Below are 16,931 nucleotides of genomic sequence, written 5' to 3' on the forward strand. Positions count from 1 at the left end.
AATCAGATTACTAGGACATTATCATGATAGCGCAAACTAACTGCTCGGTCAATAAATATCCTTCTTTGTTACGAAAGATTTCATAAATTCTTGAAGATTTACCAATAACTCCGAATCAACTCAACTACATCAGCAACTTGCCCTCTTATCATTTGCAAAATTTCTGTTGAGTTTAACTGATCCGTCTGAAAGCCTGGCAACCATAATAGGTTAGCATCCAAGTCTTTCTCATGGCGTTTCCAGCCTGCATCAAACGTTAGGATAAAAACATGCTTAAAGGGCTGTTTTGAAATTTCCTCGGTCCAGTTATTCAACCGCTTCGCTTCCTCATCTTTATCACCAAATTCTAAATAATAGTAATTAGGAATGAGCAATAACCTACCGGAAAGTTCTCTTTCTATTTCCGTTACAAAAACAGATAATACTTCACGTTTAGAGGTACTTTTTCCAATATTTGCTTCTTGTGATAGTTGAAATGGGATGATTGGGATAATTGCGGTGTCAAAGTATTCCTTAGACCCAAGATATAACTCCATATCCTTTTTTGTCCATTGCATGAATGTAGCCACCTCTCACTAGTATTTACCAAAATGTCCAAATTATGATTCCCTAGTAAATATACTTGCGAAAACAAAAAAAATCAACCTATTGCTCTTGCAAGCTAGGTTGACTAAGCATCTTTGCTTCTAGGATCCTAAGCTCTCTCACCAAGGTGTTAAACTCTTCCCGATCCTGATCATCAAGGGATTGATCAATTTTCTCTAATATACGTTTTCGCTGAAATTCAAATAGTGAATGTTCAAGTAATATCGAAGCATTTTCTTTATCTTGTTGGGTTATTAAATATTCATCGGGAACAAAAGGGTTTTCCTCTAATACCGCAGCATACTTATGATTTTGGTTTGACTTATTAAAATTTAGTTGAATATAAAGTGATTCATGTTGGTTTAAGCGGATATCATGAAATGCTTTTTCTGCATCTGTTGTAACTAAATGATTTTTATAAAAACGGAATGGAACTTCTTTTGAACACTGGCTAGTAATAATAACGCTTCTTAAACAAAATTTAGCATCATGAACAAAATGAACATTTTCTAAAATTTCATGATGATTAATTAAATAATTTAAAATCCACACACTTTCTCTTTTTTTCAACTGATAATTATTAAGAAACCATTGTAAAAATTTCTTTTTATCTTTCACAGAAACTGGTGCTTGCATAGAGTTGGCAACCTCCTCCCTATTACCTTACATTTGCTTTAAACGATTAACGTATTCGACAATCTCATCATCCTGCGGTTCTTTTTCTAAATATGCAGTAAATACGTTAATTGCTTCCCCAGTCCTCCCTTCTTCCATTAAGAAGTATCCGTATTCTCTTAGGAAGTCACTGTCATGTTGTAAGCTATTATATGCTTCCCGGTAGTAATTTAATGCATCATTATATGATTCAATTTCATTAAAAGCTCGTGCTATTTCCCAATCATAAAGGGGATCGTCCCCACCTGATTCTTGGATGTGTTGGATTAGTTCGATAATATCTGCTTGTTTATCCATTCCTTTTAATAATTCAATTAGAAATAACACTGCCTCTTTATAGTCGGTATCTAGGCTGACTGCTTCACGAACGTGCTTTTCACTCTCGTCATCCAAATTGCATTTGTGTGCCAAACTACCTGCCATGAAGTACAATTCTTTATTGAATTCATCTAACTTTAGCCCTCGTAAAGTCGTTTCGTACGCTTCTCTTATCAGCTCTTCATCCTCATAAGCTTTGGCCAATTGGATATAAGCAGTATGGTAATAAGGGTCCTCTTCGATTAGCTTCTCCCACACATGAATTGCAATGTCTCTTCTATCAGCTTGGTATGCAGTTACACCATATTTAAATAACAAATCTGGATTATCACTATTTGTTTTTTCATAATACGTTAGGGCGAGCTCGTATTCTCCTACATTTGCATAGGATTCAGCCAATCGTTCATGCAACGGGATATTCGGTACTTGCGCCTTGGAGGCTTTTTCATAGAAAGTAATTGCACGCTTAAAATCACCAAACGAATAATATAGTTCTCCTAATGCTAAATCAATAATTGGTTCAGATGGACTTCGATTTTTTGCTTGTAGGAGCTTCTGTTCCGCAACTTCAAACAACCCTTGGGCTTGATAAAGATCGGCAAGTGCTACTAAAGCTTGGATATAAGAATCATCCTCTATAGGAATAGAGTTAAGTAAATCGATTGCTTTTTCGTCCATTTCTTGTTCTATATAAATATCTGTTAAATATAGTTTGAGGTCACTTTCATTTGGATACTTTTTTAATAATTGCGTTAGAATATCTTCTGCCTCAACTAAAAAGCCCCAATTCATGTAAAACTCGGCAATCCAATATAATTCATCATCAGTTGCTTCAAGCAAATGACCGTTAATTATTTTGGTGGCCATGTCCACTTGGTCCATTTCCATTAATTTATTTGCTTCTTCGAGAATATTCACGTCTTTAATCCCTTCCATCTATCAAGGTTTAAATCTTTATTTTCCTACTAAGGTCTGTAGGTCGTTCATAAAACCGGGATAAGAAATGCTGATAGATGATAAGTCATCTATGATCACATGGTCTTCTGAAATTAGTGAAGCAACTACGACCATCATTGCGATTCTATGATCGTCATAAGATCTGACCTCTCCACCATTTAAAGATGTCTTCCCTTCTATAATCATACCATCATCAGTAGCTTCAATGTTAGCACCAAGTCTTGAAAGTACGTCTACAATAGCTTGAATTCGATCTGTTTCCTTCACCCGTAATTCTTCAGCATCTCGAATAATAGTTTTTCCCTCAGCTTGTGTAGCTAATAAAGCAATAATCGGAATTTCATCAATTAATCTAGGCACTAAATCCCCTTCGATTATAATTCCTGATAGAGGTGCATTTGTAATTTTAATATCACCTATTGGTTCACCGCTAATAGTTTTCTTGTTAGTAACTTCGATTTTAGACCCCATTTGTATTAGTACATCTAAAAATCCAGCACGAGTGTCATTTATACCTACATTTCTTATCATTAAAGAGCTTTCGGGTATAATTGCAGCAGCAGAGAGAAGAAATGCAGCAGACGAAATGTCACCTGGAACAAAAACATCTGTAGCAGATAGGCTTCTGCTTGAATCAATTTCTATCTCTTTACCGTTAACGCTTATATTAGCTCCAAAAGCTTTTAACATGTTTTCTGTATGATTCCTCGTACGATACCTTTCGATAACTTTCGTGACTCCCGTAGCCCCAAGCCCCGCTAATAATAATGCTGATTTGACTTGAGCGCTATTTACTGGCATTTCATAAGTAATCCCATGTAAGTCTCCCCCCCGTAATGCTAATGGAAGATAGCCTGCTTCTTTTCTTCCTATCGATTGTACCCCCATAGCCTTTAGTGGCTTCAACACTCGATCCATTGGACGGCTAGAAAGAGATTTATCCCCATAAACAACTGTGGAAAATGATAGTCCTGCAAGTAAGCCTAGCATTAATCTAGCTGTAGTTCCTGAATTCCCAAAGTAGATTGGCTCTGACGGTTCTTGTAACGCATTTTTTCCATTACCATGTATCTCTAAACAGTTATTTTCTTTCGTAATGGAGACGCCTAGCAATCGAAATGCCTCGACTGTGCGCATGCAGTCTTCACCATCTAAAAAGTTTTCTATCCTTGTTATGCCATTTGCAATAGAACCTAGTATTACTGCTCGATGGGATATTGATTTATCACCAGGAACTTGGATATCCCCATCAATTCGAATAGATTTATGTATATCTAAAACTTCCATCTATAACACTTCTTTCAATTCTGTCGTTATAAAAGAAGATAAGTAATTTCTCAATTTATCTTCTTTTAAAGTAGCGATTACCGGTTTTCCAATTTCTTTTAGTAATATCATTTGAATTTGGTTATACACTGACTTCTTATCATGTTTCATTATATCTATTAAATCATCAATCATTTCTATGGAAATTTTTAAAGGATAATTATTCTGTATTAGCCACTCCATGATTAGTTCTCTAGGTAATTTAACTTGTAACTCCTTCTCACTAACATATAGAGAGAATAAAAGCCCTATGGCTACTGCTTCACCATGGGTTAGATTTCCGTAACCTAGCTTTGTCTCTAATGCATGCCCTAATGTATGACCTAGATTCAAAAACTTGCGCTTACCTAACTCCTTTTCATCTTGTTCTACAATCTCTGCCTTAGTTCTGATTCCTTCTTCCAAAAGTGCTGGCATATCCTCATCTAGTATACGATCTAACGAAACGGAAAGATGCCTACGTGTTGATACTTCACTAGTTAGCAGTGCCTCTTTTAATAGTTCTGCGTAGCCTGATCTAATCTCCTGCTGAGGTAGTGTTTGTAAGGTTTCAGTATCATATAGAACAAGAACCGGTGGATAGAAACATCCTATTAGATTCTTTCCTCTTTCATGATTAATAGCTACTTTACCGCCAATACTACTATCGTGAGCTAAAATAGTAGTTGGCATTTGTATGTAATCAATCCCTCGCATATACGTGGCCGCGACAAACCCCGCCAAATCACCGACAACTCCTCCACCTAAAGCGATAATTAAAGATTGTCGATCAAGCCCATAATCAATTGCTTTCGATTGAAGATGATAAAATGTATCGATATTTTTACTTTGTTCTCCAGCAGCAATAATTTCTAAGTGCACATTGTAAGAAGTGAGTGCAAGCATAACTTCTTTCGCATATAATTCTGCTACGTTCGAGTCGGTAATTAGTAAAATAGAAGAATATTTTTTGGGCAAGTAAGTACCTACAGCTTGACGTAGTTGATAACCAATTAAGATGTTATACGGTTGAATTTTAGATTCTATATGAAGTGTTTTCATTTAGAAATTCCTAATTTCTTCTCGGTATTGTGTAATAGCTTCCTTCAGGCTCGAAAAGCGATCATTAGGAAATTGTTCGAGTATGGCTTTGGCTAGTTCAAATGCAACAACATGCTCCATAACCACAGCCGCAGCTGGTACTGCACAAGCATCTGACCGCTCAACGCTTGCCTTAAAAAATTCTTTCGACTCTATATCTACACTTTGAAGTGGTTTCATTAGAGTCGGTATTGGCTTCATAACACCGCGAACAACAATTGGCATCCCAGTTGTCATCCCACCTTCAAATCCACCTAAACGATTAGTATTTCGAAAATATCCCGTTTCTTGACTCCAATTAATCTCATCATGTACTTGACTTCCGTATCTCCTTGCTGCCTCAAAGCCAACACCGAATTCTACACCCTTATATGCGTTAATACTGACTACAGCATTTGCTATACGTCCGTCTAATTTTCGGTCGTAATGAACATAAGAACCTATACCAGCCGGCATTCCTTCCACATAAACCTCTGTTATGCCACCAAGTGAATCTCCATTTTTTTTCGCTGTATCAATGACATCCATCATCTGTTGTTCTGCATTACTATCTAATGTTCTAACAGGAGATTTTTCTGAGACTTCTTGTCTCTCCTTCATCGTTAAAGAGTTCCTATCTTCTGCTCGAATACCACCTATCTCTTTTACATACCCACATATCTCAATCCCTAAATGACGTAGCAATGTTTTAGCAACGGAACCAGCCGCGACCCTTGCTGCAGTTTCGCGTGCAGATGACCGTTCTAGAACATTGCGCATGTCACGGTGACCATATTTTAAAGCTCCGTTTAGATCTGCATGTCCAGGTCTAGGTCTGGTAACAACTCTTCTTAATGCAGTGTCTTCATTTATAGGGTCCTCCCCAATAATGTCAGTCCAATGTTTATAATCATCATTACTGATAACTAGCGAAATAGGGGAACCTAACGTATAGCCATGACGAATCCCACTAGTAATATTTACTAAATCATTCTCTATTTGCATTCTTTTCCCGCGACCGTAACCTTTTTGTCTTCGAAGTAAAGACTCATTTATATCTTCCTTTAATATGGGCATCTGAGCAGGAATTCCCTCAATAATCGTTGTAAGTTGTTTTCCATGTGATTCACCTGCTGTTAAATAGCGCATGTTAATCCTCCTTAAAAACATATTCCTTTTCCCTAGTATAAACTAATAGAAAAAAATGCTCCATATCGATGGATATGAGCATTTATTGTTGTGGTACCTTTTGATAAAAGAAGGTATCTAGTAATTGTAAATCATATTTATTAGGACTAAAAATTTGTTCGGTACTACCCACAAATAATACTCCTTGATTAGTAAGTGCCTCTGAGAAACGATGATAGATTATATCTTTTGCTTTATCAGTAAAATAAATAAGTACATTTCTACAAATGATTAAGTCTACTTTTTTCGGATAATCATCTTCTAGTAAATTATGCTTTTGAAAGCTAATCTTACGTTTTATAGATGCATCTACTTCGTACCGATCGCCAATAATACTGAAATATTTCTCTTTTAAGTTGGTGGGCAACTCTTTTAAAGCCTGCTCCTGATAGATTCCTTGAGAAGCTTTTTCCAGTACCTTCTCATCAATATCAGTTGCAATAATCTTGGCATTTACATTTGGAAAGTATTCCTTAAGTAGAATTGCAATACTATACGGCTCCTCACCAGTTGAGCAAGCTGCACTCCAAATAGTCAATTGATGTTGGTCTGAGATTAATTGGGGTAGTACGCTACTCTTTAAAACTTCCCAACGCTTCGGGTTTCTATAAAACTCAGAAACATTAATCGTGATTCTATCAATGAATTCATTACGTAAATCTACTTCTTTATTAATTGCTTGAAAGTAGGAAGTAAAATCGTGGTAACCTCTCTTTACACGTAACGAGGTTAATCTACGCTTCATCTGTGCTTCTTTATATTTTTGCAAATCAATTCCGAAATACGAATAAACTTTTTCAGTAAATAATTGATAATCATCTAACATAGTCTGCGCCTCTTTTGGATAGGATCACAATTCAATTTATTAAAAAGCCTCCATTATAATAACGGAGGCAATTTTTACATCTTAATAAATCCAAGCACTATCTTGTTTAGAATAAGAAACTAATTCTTTTTGGTCAAAGAATAGGTTGATTTCTCTTTCAGCACTTTCTGGCGAATCAGAACCATGGATAACGTTCTTTCCTACAGTTACACCATAGTCACCTCTTACAGTTCCTGGTGCAGCTTCAGCAGGATTCGTTTTACCCATCATTTCACGAGCAGTTTTAATTACATTTTCACCTTCCCAAACCATTGCAAAAACCGGTCCAGAAGTGATGAATTCTACTAGTTCGCCAAAGAAAGGTCTTTCTTTATGCTCGCCATAGTGCTCACTTGCTAATTCATCTGAGATTTGCATTAATTTAGCTCCAACTAATTTAAAGCCTTTTCTCTCAAGACGATTAACTATTTCACCTACTAAATTTCTTTGTACTCCATCTGGTTTAACCATTAAAAATGTTTTTTCCATGTTTTACACCTCTTTTAAGTATGTCTAATAGGATATGTAACCTTTTAAATTCTATCAAAGATTAATTAAAATAACAACTTGAACTATTGCTTTCTTTTTCCAATAAATTTGGCAATCTGTTCTAGAGTAATTCTAGCTTTATTATGTGGCAATGACTCCAGTGCATCAAAAGCCTTTTTTAAGTAGCGATCACTAATGGCATAAGATTGTTGAATTGCATTCGTATCGTGCAATGCACAAATTATCTCATCCATCTGTTCCTTTGTTACATCTGCTGAATTATCAAATGTATTTCGTAATAGACGGTTAAAGCCTTCGTCACGCATTGCAAAGAGAACTGGTAACGTTATATTCCCTTGATATAAATCGTTTCCCGCCGGTTTACCTAATTCCTCCGAAGAAGAGGTAAAATCGAGAATATCATCAATGATTTGATAACTCATTCCGATGTAATATCCATACTTATATAGTTTATTTATATCTTTGGGGGCTATACCTGAGGTCATCGCACCTAACTTACAACTAGAAGCAATAAGCAAAGCAGTCTTTCTTCTTATTCTTCTAAAGTAGGTTCGAATATTCTGGTCCCAATTGAATTTATCTTTAATTTGCTCGATTTCACCCAGACTAACCTCAACTAGTGTCTCAGCTAGGGTTTTATGTATTTCCTTGTTCTCAATTTCGGTAATCGTTTCTAGAGCTCGAGCTAAAATATAGTCTCCTGTATACATAGCAACTCGATTACCATACTGCTTCTTTATCGTAGGCATTCCACGCCTTAACTCTGCATCATCAATAACATCATCGTGAACCAAAGTTGCCATATGAATGAGCTCCAATGAAACTGCAACATTTTTCACTTGAGTAATATCTACTTTACCAAATTGACTTGATAACAAAACAAAGACAGGTCGAATACGCTTGCCTCCTGCCTTAAGCAATTGAGTAGATGCCTCTCGTAAAACAGGATGATTCGCCTGAATTGCTTCCATTAAAGATGATTCAATTATATCAAGGTCCTTCTTTAGGTAGTTATATGTTTTTGGTAATCTCATGTAATTCACCTTTTGTTTGTAGAAAACTATTTATTTTATACCCATATGCATAGCAGCAACCCCACCAGTATAACTTTTAACGTGAACAGTAGAAAATCCTGCATCTAAAAACATTTTCTTTAATAGTTGTTTATTTGGAAAATTCCTAGTAGATTCGTTAAGCCATGCATATTCTTGATAGCTTTTTGCGAAAACTCTTCCGAACAACGGCATGATATAACGGAAATAAAAGAAATATAATTGTTTGAATCCGATTGTTGTAGGTTGCGAAGTCTCTAAGCAAACTACTATTCCACCAGGCTTTACAACCCGATACATTTCTTTCAAAACAGTCATATAATCCGGAACATTCCTAAGACCGAATCCAATGGTTACAAAATCGAACGAATTATCTTCAAAAGGTAAATCCATTGCATTACCATGAACAAAATCTAATTGTTCATATTGGAGTTCCTTATTTTTTTCGTGAGCAACTGAGAGCATGTTTTTACTAAAATCGAGCCCCACCACGTTTCCAGTTGAACCCACAGCTTCAGCTAATGAAATAGACCAATCTCCTGTACCGCAGCAAACATCTAAAGCAGATGCTCCATCTGGCACCTTCATTTGCTTCATGACATCTTTTCGCCAAGCCTTGTGCCTCTGAAATGAAATAATGGAGTTCATTGTATCATATTTATCATATATTTTTTCAAACACATGGTGTACGCGTTCTTCTTTTGATTTTTCTTGCATTATTAACCCATCTCCGAAGCGGTATGTTGATAAGCGATAGCGTGAAGTAATTGGACTGATTCTTGCTTGAAGTTCTCCACTTCACTTGGAAGCTCATCTATCATACCTTTTGTTTTAGTTACCAGTCTTTTTAAAATGGTTTGTTTATCTATATCAAAGAAAGTCTCATTCGATTGGATCAAATAGTTAATCATCAACAGCTCTTCTATTACTGAGAGCTCCTGACTTACATTAAGATGTTCTGCTACATACTTAATTAGCATGGAGTTAATTTGTTTTTTAACTTCAAAGACGTTGTCATAGGAATACTCATCTATATAATAAAGCACCATCTTAAGTTCATTAGTTTCTTTAATTGCAGCAGCTAACAATGCAATATATTCACGTTCTTCTATCTCCGCTAATAAATGGTAATAAAGCCCACTGTAATAATCACCAGCTAAAACGGATAATTGACTATCAACACTGATAGAAGGTCTTGTTTCCCCTTTATTGTCTGGAATTTGCTCATGTATATCAAGAGCAATCTGTACAAGCATCGTTGTAATAATTAATTGCTCTCTGACTTTGGGGGCTATTTTCGTTTGATTTAAAATATAATTAAGAAAATATAGCTTATACTCGTCAACTTTAGGGGGTTCTAGATGCTGTAAGAGGAAAGTATGCTGTACTTTCTCTTCAATCAATTCTTTAAGTTGTCTTAATTCCCTCTCCATTGTGTGCAAGTTCATCACCCTAGCCCTTCAAGCCTTTTTGTTGCCTTAGTTATTATAACACATTTATTAGTAGCAGGTAGTTCAAAAGTTGTAATATGTATGTATATAACTTGTTAATTTTCCCCTCAGCTATTATTCATTTCTCCATGGCTAGTTTGGATAAGGGCTTTTCCTCTTACTTTCACAGCTGAAGTATGTTCTGTGAATTGAGCAATCATAATCTCATCTTTGTCCAATTTTTCCGAATGGAAAAACTTCGTATCTGATCCTCGAGTTAAACCGATAACATTAACACCATCCTCCAGTGCTTTAATAACGAAAAAATCTGTATTGTTATTCATACTTTTCACCCCTTAGTATATTACTACTAGTATAATCGCATTTTGAAGTTATATGTTTAGAAAAACTTGTATTAGCTCGTTGTTTAGCCCTAGTGTTAGCTTTCATATGCAGGAGAGAAGGATTTTTGCTTCCCCATCTGCAAAGAAAAAAGGGTGCGAATGAACGCACCCTTTAAACCCTATGTACGTATTACTTTACGCTGTCTTTAAGGGCTTTACCTGGTTTGAAAGCAGGAACTTTGCTTGCAGGGATTTCGATTTCTTCTCCAGTTTGTGGGTTACGACCTTTACGTGCAGAACGCTCACGTACTTCGAAGTTACCGAAACCGATTAATTGTACTTTTTCACCATTTTTAAGTGAATCCATGACAGCTTCGAAAACTGCATCAACAGCTTTTGTAGCATCTTTTTTAGAAAGTTCGCTCTTTTCAGCAACAGCATTTACTAAATCTGTTTTATTCATGACATTCACCTCCTCCCAAATAATTTCGGGTCACATTGGTACAAATTATTCTCTCTCATCATTTGTTAACCAATTTACCAACTTTTATACTTGAATGCCCCTATAATCAATAGTGACAAGGCTAATATTATACGAGATTCCTTGAAATTTCAACAAAAAATTACTATTTTTTCATATTTTATTATATATTTCACGGAATGCCATCATAAAATTAACATATATTGGTAAAAATAAACATTTCTTTGATTCCTTGTCTACTAACTATATTCGATATAACTTTGGTTTTTCCTTCCTATTTCAAAATATTATTAATAAAACCTGTTATTACTCTCGTTCTAGTAAATATATTTCAATTCCTTATGTAAGCAGGGAAGATTTTTGTATTTTTATTAGCGGCAAAATAAAAATAAACAGCAGCTGTCAGCTGCTGTTTATTTAAAGAATTATTGCAATCAAACCACCAGAGCCTTCATTAATGATTCTCTCCAGCGTTTCTTTTAGTTTATATCGTGCATTTTCTGGCATTAGGGAAATCTTTGCTTGGATACCTTCTCTTACAATAGAGCTCAGAGATCTACCGAATATGTCGGATTCCCAAATTGATAAAGGGTCTTCCTCGAAGTCTTGCATTAAGTATCTCACTAATTCTTCACTTTGTTTTTCCGTGCCAATAATCGGGGCAAATTCGGACTCTACTTCTACTTTAATCATATGGATAGAAGGAGCAACCGCTTTTAATCTCACTCCGAATCTAGAACCTTGGCGTATGATTTCTGGCTCATCAAGCTCCATATCCTCTAATGTTGGTGCAGCAATACCATAGCCAGTTTGCTTAACCATTTGTAAAGCGCTTGCTACTTGGTCATATTGTCTCTTTGCGTAAGAAAAGTCTTGCATTAATTCTAGCAAATGGTCTTTACCTCTAATTTCAACACCAACGATTTCTTTAAGTACTTGATCATACAGGTAGTCAGGAGCATGCAAATCAATCTCTGCTATGCCTTCTCCCATTTCCATTCCTGCTAAGTTTGCTTTGTCAATGTAATCATAGTCTGCAAAATTCCCTACGATATGGTCCACATCGCGCAGTCTTTTAATATTTTTCACCGTTGATTGAATTGCTTCTTGATAGCTCTCTCTCAACCAATGGTCTTCCTTCAGAACCATTACCCAGCTTGGTAGGTTAACATTAACCTCCAATACTGGAAATTCATACAGCGCTTCTCGTAATACATTGTAAACATCATGTTCTGTCATAGACTCTACACTCATTGCTAAAACTGGAATGTCATATTTTTCGGCTAATTCTTGTCTTAGCATCTCAGTTTCACTACTAGTTGGATAAACTGAGTTTACAACCATAATAAATGGCTTTCCTACTTCTTTTAATTCTTCTACTACCTTCGATTCAGCTTCAACATAACCGCTTCTTTCAATATCACCAATGGATCCATCAGTGGTGACAACAACACCAATTGTAGAATGTTCTTGTATTACTTTTCTTGTACCAATTTCTGCCGCATCATGGAAAGGAATTGGTTCCTCATACCAAGGGGTGTTAATCATTCTTGGTCCATTTTCATCTTCAAATCCTTTTGCGCCCTCTACCGCATACCCTACACAGTCTACTAGTCTAATATTTACATCTAAACCTTCTTCCACTGTTACGTTTACTGCCTGATTCGGAATAAACTTAGGTTCTGTTGTCATGATGGTTTTTCCAGCGGCACTTTGCGGTAGTTCATCTTGTGCTCTAACCTTTTCACTTTCATCTTCTATGTTTGGGAGTACCACTAACTCCATAAACTTCTTGATGAAAGTTGATTTCCCTGTTCGAACAGCCCCAACTATACCTAGGTATATATCGCCGTTCGTACGTTTCGAAATATCTTTAAAAATATCTACCTTTTTCAAACGATCCCCTCCCGATCACTACAATATTAAATGAACAAACTACGAATAATTGACATTACAATTCTATGATGTTGTCCTATCAAATTATGACTTAATATATGCAAAAGAATTAAAATAAATGATTAAGATTACTTACAAACATAAAAGAATTTGTAATTCTACCTTTTCAAGATGACTATTCCATCATGTTGATACATCATTTTCGTAGTTCGGTATTTTCTAACATCACACCTTATATTAAAAAAATAAACCAGTGTTTTTCTCAAGCATGTGAGGAAATTTATAGTATTTTCCTTTTAACCCAATAAAAAACCCCTGCAACAAATATATGCTGCAAGGGATTATTTATGAGAATTTATTCCGTTTTGAATACTGGTTCATTATCCTTAATTGTATAAGGTAATGAATATGCTGGTAAGAATGGGGTATTTTCAGCTAATAAAAATCGAATATCATCGCCATCTTTATAGTTATGCTCATATTCTTTCAAAGCATGGTTTAAGTCAATACGATAATCAACATAAGTTTCCCCATTGGTATCCATAACGATTGGTAATACAGTATCAGAATATGGGCTATAAATTACTGGGACTTCTTCTAAACCTAACTTCTCATAATCAATGGTGAACACACCTTCTTCAACAACTTCTCCGATTGGCGGATAAAGATTTTCATCACGGTAAATGTTGATTTTTACATTAATATTTCTCAATGCATCTGTAATTCGTAAGTCAATTAACTTCACCTGCGGATCAGTTTCTGGATTAACGATTGCATATTGATAAACGCCACCATTTTCATAAGCATTACCAGGAACTTCAGCTATACTTCCCTTCTCTTTTAGGAGATTGAAATCAATAATGTATTTTTGAAATATAGGAGTTTTATTTTCTTTTGTACGAATAGGTAATAAACCATTCGTACGCTCCCTGTAATCATCAACAGCAGATTGCACCATTTCCAACTGTGCTTGGTTCGGTATTTGGTTCTTTTCTAATTCACTATTAGGGTATAAGCACCCGCTCAATAAAAATAAAAGAAGCATAAGTGCAAGTAGTTTATATGTATATTTCATACGTTAACCTCCGTTAGCTTATATTGTTGGTCCACTAAATACGATATAAAGTATAATAATACCACCTAAAAACAAGCTAACATACGCAAAAAACGATACGACTATGGATAGAAACCCTTTAAGCTTATGTCTACTTAAAACAATCAGACCAACTGCTAGGATTAAGAAACCCATACCAGCAAAAGAAATCCACATGTTAAGCATTGATTCCGACATTTCTTCACCTCTATATCTGTTTGTCCAATTATACGCAAACGTTATTATATCATATAGGGATAATTTGAGCATTTAATATTGCGTGGAACGAAGAAAGTTTGGAAAACCTCCCAAAACCACAAAAAATCCAGGATAAAGAGGGGCTTCTTCATCCTGGTTTTGACTAAATAACACCCACAGCAACTCTATCTATGAATGCTTGTGCGTTTTATCATATGCGAGTAGACTCGAGGTTGTATCCTCACATGCCCAAGTCTCGTTATTTTTTAAATAATTGACTCAGGGAGTTAAAATCTGTCGGAACTTTATTGTTCGTAATAGACTTTACAATCTGGTCTTCTTTCTCTCTCGATATAGGTTTATTCGCCATTCTAGCTAACTGCCGAACGAGCCTTCGAACGGTTTTTTCATCCGAAAAATCTGCATTTTTAACTGAATCAGCAACCTTATAAATATCGCTAGGATTAATTCCAGCGTTTTGCTGAATTTTGTCAAAAGGATTATTACCTTTGCTGCTCACACGCTCGCCTCCTTGCTTACTATTACTTCAACATAGTATATGCAGGGATAAAAGGCTTTGTGTTAGCGAGTATAACGGTTCTTTAACAGCGTAGCTAGATCATCCATTTCTTCCCGTTTATCTCGGTTCATTAGTTGCTCAACAACCTCTTTTGGCTTTTTGTGATTATGAATTATTTCATAAATACCATATGTAATAGGCATTTCAATATTTTCATTTTTGGCAAATTGGTAAGCTGCTTCAGCAGTTCTTACTCCTTCTACAACCATCCCCATTTGCTCTAATACATCTTGCAGGTTCTTTCCTTTACCTAGCAAATTACCCGCTCTCCAATTTCTACTATGGACACTAGTACAAGTAACAATAAGATCCCCAACACCTGGTAACCCTAAGAAACTTAATGGATTAGCACCTAGATACGTACCTAGTCTAGTTATTTCTGCTAGTCCCCTTGTTATAAGTGCCGCCTTGGCATTATCTCCATAGCCTAGCCCATCTGAAATACCAGCACCGAGAGCAATTATGTTTTTTAAGGCACCGCCAAGTTCTATTCCAATAACGTCGTTACTAGTATAAACTCGAAAAACCTCGTTAAAAAATAAATCCTGGGCAATTTTAGAATTTTCCTCATTAATGGATGCGACCGTAACAGTTGTTGGCTGACGCAGTCCTACTTCTTCTGCGTGACTTGGTCCTGATAATACTACGATATCCTCGTAGTCTATTCGGCCCATTTCTTCATCAATCATCTGTGAAACTCGCTTTAGCGATCCTGGTTCAATCCCTTTTGTTGCATGGACAATAATAGGATTATGCGTTAGGATGGTATCCAATTGTCGACACACTTCTCGAATCGCTTTAGTTGGCACAACTACTAAAACTACATCTACATCCTTAGTTGCCTCTTTCAAGTCATGAAAGGCTTTAATTTTCTCTGGTATCATAATCTCTAAGTAATGTTCATTTTTATGTGTTGAATTAATTTGATCAGCTTGTTCCTTCCGATGTGTCCACAAGCGAACATCATGATTATTATCTGCCAACACAATACTTAAAGCCGTTCCCCAACTTCCTGCACCTAATACAGCGACTTTTTTCATCTGAATCCCTCCCCTAAGATCTTCTGCGAGCGATTATTTTTATTGGTGTACCTACAAAACCAAATGCGTCTCTAATTTTATTCTCTAAAAATCGTTGATAAGAGAAGTGCATTAATTCTGGATCATTAACAAAAACAACGAAAGCAGGTGGCTTAACTGCAACCTGGGTTGCATATAATACTTTCAAGCGCTGTCCCTTCACTGTTGGTGTTGGGTTCATCGCGATAGCATCCATAATTACATCATTAAGGACATTTGTTGGAATCCGTTTCGCATGATTATCGCTTGCTACTTGTACCATTGGAAGTAACGTGTGGATTCGTTTTTTTGTTTTTGCTGATAAGAATACAACTGGAGCGTAATCAAGAAACTGAAAATGAGCTCTAATTTTTTCCTCATATTCTTTCATCGTTTTTTCATCTGTTTCAACCGTATCCCATTTATTGACTACAATAACAATTCCTCTGCCTGCATCATGTGCATAACCAGCAATCTTTTTATCCTGTTCCCTTATCCCCGTATCTGCGTCAATTAAAACTAAGACGACATCTGAACGCTCTATAGCCCTTAAGGCACGTAGCACACTATATTTCTCTGTAGATTCGTAAACCTTACCTCGTTTTCGCATACCTGCCGTATCTATAATGACATAGTCTTGTCCATCTTTATGTAAATGTGTATCTATAGCATCCCTAGTTGTACCTTCGATATCACTTACTATGACCCGTTCCTCATTCAGTAACGCATTCACTAATGAAGATTTACCCACATTAGGTCTACCTATAAGGCTAAAGTAAATGGTTTCTTCATCTACCTCTTCTTGATCAAATATCGGGAAATGTTTTACGACTTCATCTAAAAGATCTCCTAATCCAAGCCCGTGCGCTCCTGAAATAGGGAAAGGCTCCCCAAAACCTAAAGAATAATATTCATAGACCTCATCACGCATTTCTGGGTTATCCACTTTATTTACGGCAAGAACAATTGGTTTATTCGATTTAAATAATAACTTGGCTACTTCTTCGTCTGCAGCAGTTATCCCTTCTTTTGCATTAACAATAAATATAATAACGTCTGCTTCATCAATAGCTACTTCTGCTTGTTGACGCATCTGATTTAATAGTGGTTCATCTCCTATTTCAATACCACCAGTGTCAATTAAATTAAAGTTAATATTTAGCCATTCCGCCTGCGAATAAATACGATCCCTGGTAACCCCAGGAATATCCTCCACAATCGAAATCCTTTCACCAACTAATCTATTAAAAATGGTAGATTTACCTACATTCGGTCTCCCGACAATTGCTACAACTGCTTTCCTCATCGAAAGGAAC

19 protein-coding genes are annotated in these 16,931 nt (G+C 36.0%); all 19 read right to left on the reverse strand.

Features of this window, described 5'->3' with window-relative positions; all coding sequences use genetic code 11:
- Positions 1 to 98 precede the first annotated feature (98 nt).
- Positions 99 to 557 (reverse strand): DUF2487 family protein, encoded by a 459-nt coding sequence (locus TE34_RS13305; protein ID WP_047985303.1) that lies wholly within the window; start codon positions 555 to 557, stop codon positions 99 to 101.
- A gap of 88 nt (positions 558 to 645) precedes the next feature.
- Entirely contained in the window at positions 646 to 1,221 is a 576-nt protein-coding gene (locus TE34_RS13310) for a ReoY family proteolytic degradation factor (RefSeq protein ID WP_047985304.1), read from the reverse strand.
- A gap of 27 nt (positions 1,222 to 1,248) precedes the next feature.
- Positions 1,249 to 2,496: a tetratricopeptide repeat protein gene (locus TE34_RS13315; protein ID WP_236687156.1), complete on the reverse strand. Its 1,248-nt coding sequence runs from the start codon at positions 2,494 to 2,496 to the stop codon at positions 1,249 to 1,251.
- Positions 2,497 to 2,532: 36 nt separating this feature from the next.
- A complete protein-coding gene (aroA, locus tag TE34_RS13320) occupies positions 2,533 to 3,822 on the reverse strand; it encodes a 3-phosphoshikimate 1-carboxyvinyltransferase (RefSeq protein WP_047985306.1) in 1,290 nt (429 codons plus the stop codon).
- Positions 3,823 to 4,902 carry a 3-dehydroquinate synthase gene (gene aroB, locus TE34_RS13325; RefSeq protein WP_047985307.1) on the reverse strand — a complete coding sequence of 360 codons (1,080 nt, stop codon included), beginning with the start codon at positions 4,900 to 4,902 and terminating at the stop codon, positions 3,823 to 3,825. It abuts the gene before it with no gap.
- Positions 4,903 to 6,069: a chorismate synthase gene (gene aroC, locus TE34_RS13330; RefSeq protein ID WP_047985308.1), complete on the reverse strand. Its 1,167-nt coding sequence runs from the start codon at positions 6,067 to 6,069 to the stop codon at positions 4,903 to 4,905.
- An 82-nt stretch (positions 6,070 to 6,151) separates the two neighbouring features.
- A complete protein-coding gene (locus tag TE34_RS13335; protein WP_047985309.1) occupies positions 6,152 to 6,934 on the reverse strand; it encodes a CheR family methyltransferase in 783 nt (260 codons plus the stop codon).
- An 81-nt stretch (positions 6,935 to 7,015) separates the two neighbouring features.
- On the reverse strand, positions 7,016 to 7,462 hold the full coding sequence (ndk, locus tag TE34_RS13340; protein ID WP_047985310.1) for a nucleoside-diphosphate kinase: 447 nt from the start codon (positions 7,460 to 7,462) through the stop codon (positions 7,016 to 7,018).
- An 83-nt stretch (positions 7,463 to 7,545) separates the two neighbouring features.
- On the reverse strand, positions 7,546 to 8,517 hold the full coding sequence (gene hepT, locus TE34_RS13345) for a heptaprenyl diphosphate synthase component II (RefSeq protein WP_047985311.1): 972 nt from the start codon (positions 8,515 to 8,517) through the stop codon (positions 7,546 to 7,548).
- 30 nt (positions 8,518 to 8,547) lie between these two features.
- Complete coding sequence (locus TE34_RS13350) at positions 8,548 to 9,252, reverse strand: demethylmenaquinone methyltransferase (RefSeq protein WP_047985312.1); 705 nt, start codon at positions 9,250 to 9,252, stop codon at positions 8,548 to 8,550.
- Positions 9,253 to 9,254: 2 nt separating this feature from the next.
- Positions 9,255 to 9,983, reverse strand: coding sequence for a heptaprenyl diphosphate synthase component 1 (locus TE34_RS13355; RefSeq protein ID WP_084710716.1), 729 nt, complete (start codon positions 9,981 to 9,983; stop codon positions 9,255 to 9,257).
- Between the two features lie 110 nt (positions 9,984 to 10,093).
- The gene (gene mtrB / locus TE34_RS13360; RefSeq protein ID WP_047985313.1) at positions 10,094 to 10,309 is read right to left on the reverse strand and encodes a trp RNA-binding attenuation protein MtrB; all 216 of its coding nucleotides are present in this window, start codon (positions 10,307 to 10,309) and stop codon (positions 10,094 to 10,096) included.
- 190 nt (positions 10,310 to 10,499) lie between these two features.
- The gene (locus TE34_RS13365; RefSeq protein WP_036688170.1) at positions 10,500 to 10,772 is read right to left on the reverse strand and encodes an HU family DNA-binding protein; all 273 of its coding nucleotides are present in this window, start codon (positions 10,770 to 10,772) and stop codon (positions 10,500 to 10,502) included.
- 435 nt (positions 10,773 to 11,207) lie between these two features.
- Positions 11,208 to 12,686, reverse strand: a complete 1,479-nt coding sequence (spoIVA, locus tag TE34_RS13370; protein WP_047985314.1) for a stage IV sporulation protein A — start codon at positions 12,684 to 12,686, stop codon at positions 11,208 to 11,210.
- Positions 12,687 to 13,041: 355 nt separating this feature from the next.
- Complete coding sequence (locus TE34_RS13375) at positions 13,042 to 13,761, reverse strand: hypothetical protein (RefSeq protein WP_047985315.1); 720 nt, start codon at positions 13,759 to 13,761, stop codon at positions 13,042 to 13,044.
- 18 nt (positions 13,762 to 13,779) lie between these two features.
- Positions 13,780 to 13,977, reverse strand: a complete 198-nt coding sequence (locus TE34_RS13380) for a DUF2768 domain-containing protein (protein WP_047985316.1) — start codon at positions 13,975 to 13,977, stop codon at positions 13,780 to 13,782.
- A 259-nt stretch (positions 13,978 to 14,236) separates the two neighbouring features.
- The gene (locus TE34_RS13385) at positions 14,237 to 14,497 is read right to left on the reverse strand and encodes a stage VI sporulation protein F (protein WP_047985317.1); all 261 of its coding nucleotides are present in this window, start codon (positions 14,495 to 14,497) and stop codon (positions 14,237 to 14,239) included.
- Between the two features lie 62 nt (positions 14,498 to 14,559).
- Positions 14,560 to 15,597, reverse strand: coding sequence for an NAD(P)H-dependent glycerol-3-phosphate dehydrogenase (locus TE34_RS13390; protein WP_047985318.1), 1,038 nt, complete (start codon positions 15,595 to 15,597; stop codon positions 14,560 to 14,562).
- Between the two features lie 13 nt (positions 15,598 to 15,610).
- Positions 15,611 to 16,921, reverse strand: coding sequence for a ribosome biogenesis GTPase Der (gene der / locus TE34_RS13395; protein WP_047985319.1), 1,311 nt, complete (start codon positions 16,919 to 16,921; stop codon positions 15,611 to 15,613).
- Between the last annotated feature and the right edge of the window lie 10 nt (positions 16,922 to 16,931).

It is taken from the genome of Ornithinibacillus californiensis (genome assembly GCF_001038485.1).
Lineage (GTDB): Bacteria > Bacillota > Bacilli > Bacillales > Amphibacillaceae > Ornithinibacillus > Ornithinibacillus californiensis.